Source organism: Streptomyces sp. SID9727 (genome assembly GCF_010550605.1).
Classification (GTDB): domain Bacteria; phylum Actinomycetota; class Actinomycetes; order Streptomycetales; family Streptomycetaceae; genus Streptomyces.
The window spans coordinates 1-2814 of the sequence record NZ_JAAGNI010000147.1; the positions used below are offsets into that span (position 1 = coordinate 1).

Genomic DNA, 2814 nt, shown 5'->3' on the forward strand with positions numbered 1-2814 from the left:
CCGGCGGCCCCGGGCGGCCATCCCGGCGTCCGGCGGGCCCTGGCCGAGGCGCGCGGCTATCTGGACGATCCGCCGCCGCCGGGCCGCGTCCGGTCCTCGTTCGCGCCCGGGGACGCCCGGATGATCCGGGCCGACGGCCCCGGCTGGTCCCTGGTGGCCAGGACCGACGATCTGGCCTTCCTGCTCCTGGACGAGGTCCCAGGCGAGATTCTGCCGGTCAGGCGCGGGCCCGAACTGCCCGGTCTCCTCACGGCCCTGGACGCCATCGCCGTACGCCCGTCCTGACCGCCGGCGGAACGACCGCCGACGCATCCGGACCGGACGGGGATCAGACGCGATCGAGCGGCCGGTGCGGCTCGGCGGGGAGCACGGCCTTCACCGCGTCTCCCGGCCTCACCACGCCGCCGACCGAGACGACGCTCATGATGCCGGCCTTGCGGACGATGTTGCCCGCCTCGTCACGGCCGACGACCTGCTTGAGGAGGCCGCCCTGGAAGTCGTCGATCTGCATGCACGGATTGCGCAGCCCGGTCACCTCGACGACCGCCTCGTCTCCGAGATGCAGCAGGGTCCCGACGGGCAGGGACAGCAGATCGATCCCCCGCGTCGTGACGTTCTCCCCGATGTCACCGGGCGCCACCTCGAAGCCCAGCGCACGGACCTCGTCGAACAGTTCCTCCTGGATGAGGTGGACCTGGCGCAGATTCGGCTGCGTCGGGTCCTGGGCCACCCGGGAGCGGTGCTTGACCGTGACCCCCGCGTGCACGTCGCCCTCCACGCCCAGGCCGGCGAGCAGGGTGACGCTTTCACGGTTGGGCTTGGTGAAGCTGTAGGTCTCGTTCCTGCTGACGGCGGTCACGGTGCCACTCACGGCGGATCCCCTCTCAGCGGCCGGCCCTCAGCGGCCGATCTCCTTGCGGGTGATCCTACGGAGCCGACGGCGCTGGCCGGGGTCCAGGGCGAGATACGCGAGCGTGGGAACGCCGACGAGCACGAGCAGGGACAGCCAGAACCCGATGAACGGCATCAGGACGACCGCGACGACGACTCCCCCGATGGCGATCTTGGCGCTGTTCGACATCGTCCGTACCTCCTCCGCGGCCCATGGCCGCCTCTGATGGTGAGAACGTCCGCGCGCCCTCATCGGTTCCTGGTTCCCGCTCCCTCCCGCCCGGAGCGCCCGGTCACCGCAGCGGCGCACCGACCTCGTGCATATGGGTGAGCGCCTGCCGGTAGGACTCGACGAGTCCGGTCTCCGTGTACGGCAGGCCGATGGCCGCGCAGTGGGCCTTGACCAGGGGCTGGACCAGGCGCAGGTGCGGCCGGGGCATGCTCGGGAAGAGGTGGTGCTCGATCTGGTAGTTGAGGCCGCCGAGGAACCAGTCGGTGAGAACCGCTCCGCGCACGTTGCGCGAAGTGAGCACCTGGCGCCGCAGGTGGTCCCAGCGGTCCCCGTCGGGGTCGGGCATCTCCATGCCCTTGTGGTTGGGGGCGAACGCCATGCCGAGGTGGAGTCCGAACAGCGCGTGGTGCACGAGCGCGAAGACGAGGGCCTTGCCCGGGGACATGACGGTGAGGAGCAGGGTGGCGTAGAGGCCGAGGTGCGCGGTGAGCAGGAAGGCGGACAAGGCGCGCTCGCGCGGGGGCTGCCGCTTCAGGTACTGGAATCCGGAGACCTTGAGCGCGATGCCTTCGAGGAGCAGCATCGGGAAGAACAGGCGGGCCTGGTTGCGGGTGAGCCAGCGGGCGAAGCCCTCGCGCTGCGCGGCCTGCTTCTGGGTCCACACGAGCGCGCCCACACCGACGTCGGGGTCCTTGTCGATGTGGTTGGGGTTGGCGTGGTGGCGTACGTGCTTGTCGTTCCACCACGCCTCGTTCATGCCGAGCAGCAGGTTGCCGTGGAAGAGGCCGATCACCCGGCCGGCCTTGCGGTTGCCGGTTATCTGGGCGTGCCCCGCGTCATGTCCCACGAATGCGGTACGGGCCCAGAGGAGCGCCAGGGGGAGGGCGAGCGGCAGCACCCACCAGGTGTTGCCCAGGAGGACGATGCCGGTGACCACGGCCGCCAGGGCGAGCAGGTTGACGGTGATTCCGACGGCGTACCAGCCGGTGCGCCGTTCGAGGAGTCCTTGCGCCTTGGCGTCTCGCAGCAGCGGCGCGAAATCGCTTCCTGAACTTCGGGCGCCGTCACGCGTTGGTACCGCTGGGGCAAGGGTGGCCTGGGGCATGGTGTCTCCGGTCTCGATTCCGCTCCGACCCCAGAAAACGTACGGTTCACGGGGTAGGGGGAGCCATGGCGCCACCACCCGAGGCATGGTGGTGCCAGCACCCGCCCGGTGCGGGGGGCCGACCGCACCGGGGAGCCGCACCCGTACCGTCGCGTGGCGCACCTCACACGCGGCAGGGGCCACTAAACGCGGAAGTTGGAGTACCCTCGGCGACCTCAGTCGGCTAGTCAAATTTGAGGAATCTGACATCGCTGTGCACAGCCCCTCCTCCGCTTCTCTCTCCCACGTCTTCGAACTCGCCGGCTGTTCCGTGGTGTTCCTGCCCTCGGACCCTGCCCGGACCGGCCGCCTCGCCTTCTGGCACCCCGACGGCAGCAGCCCGCCCGAAGGCCCCGGCGAGCCCGGCACGCTGACGGTCGCGGGCCCCGACGCCCTGCCGTACGAGGTCCCCGCCCGCCTCCTGTCCGTCGCCGACGGGCTGCCCGTGCTCACGCGGGCCCGGGCGGCGGCGCACGCCTCCGCGGCCGTGGCGTTCTGGGGCGCGGCGGGGCTGCTCGCCCTGCAGTTCGCCGCCCGCGGCCTGCTC

At 71.2% G+C, this 2814-nt stretch carries 3 protein-coding genes and 2 pseudogenes; 2 read left to right on the forward strand and 3 right to left on the reverse strand.

What is annotated here, in order from left to right:
• A pseudogene (locus tag G3I41_RS10080) lies at positions 1–285 on the forward strand (hypothetical protein); the annotation flags it as partial.
• A gap of 43 nt (positions 286–328) precedes the next feature.
• Here the strand turns inward: G3I41_RS10080 and G3I41_RS10085 are convergent.
• From G3I41_RS10085 to G3I41_RS10095, 3 genes are all read right to left on the reverse strand, one after another.
• Positions 329–871 (reverse strand): MOSC domain-containing protein, encoded by a 543-nt coding sequence (locus G3I41_RS10085; RefSeq protein WP_343242099.1) that lies wholly within the window; start codon positions 869–871, stop codon positions 329–331.
• A gap of 27 nt (positions 872–898) precedes the next feature.
• Positions 899–1081 carry a hypothetical protein gene (locus G3I41_RS10090; RefSeq protein ID WP_164399881.1) on the reverse strand — a complete coding sequence of 61 codons (183 nt, stop codon included), beginning with the start codon at positions 1079–1081 and terminating at the stop codon, positions 899–901.
• A gap of 103 nt (positions 1082–1184) precedes the next feature.
• Positions 1185–2228: an acyl-CoA desaturase gene (locus G3I41_RS10095; RefSeq protein WP_164399882.1), complete on the reverse strand. Its 1044-nt coding sequence runs from the start codon at positions 2226–2228 to the stop codon at positions 1185–1187.
• Between the two features lie 253 nt (positions 2229–2481).
• Between G3I41_RS10095 and G3I41_RS10100 the strand changes: the two are divergent.
• A pseudogene (locus G3I41_RS10100) lies at positions 2482–2814 on the forward strand (ATP-dependent helicase); the annotation flags it as partial.

Bases quoted from the DNA above. Each gene is read 5' to 3' on its own strand.
- G3I41_RS10090 (WP_164399881.1), bottom strand. From the start codon at position 1,081: ATGTCGAACAGCGCCAAGATCGCCATCGGGGGAGTCGTCGTCGCGGTC.
- G3I41_RS10095 (WP_164399882.1), bottom strand. From the start codon at position 2,228: ATGCCCCAGGCCACCCTTGCCCCAGCGGTACCAACGCGTGACGGCGCC.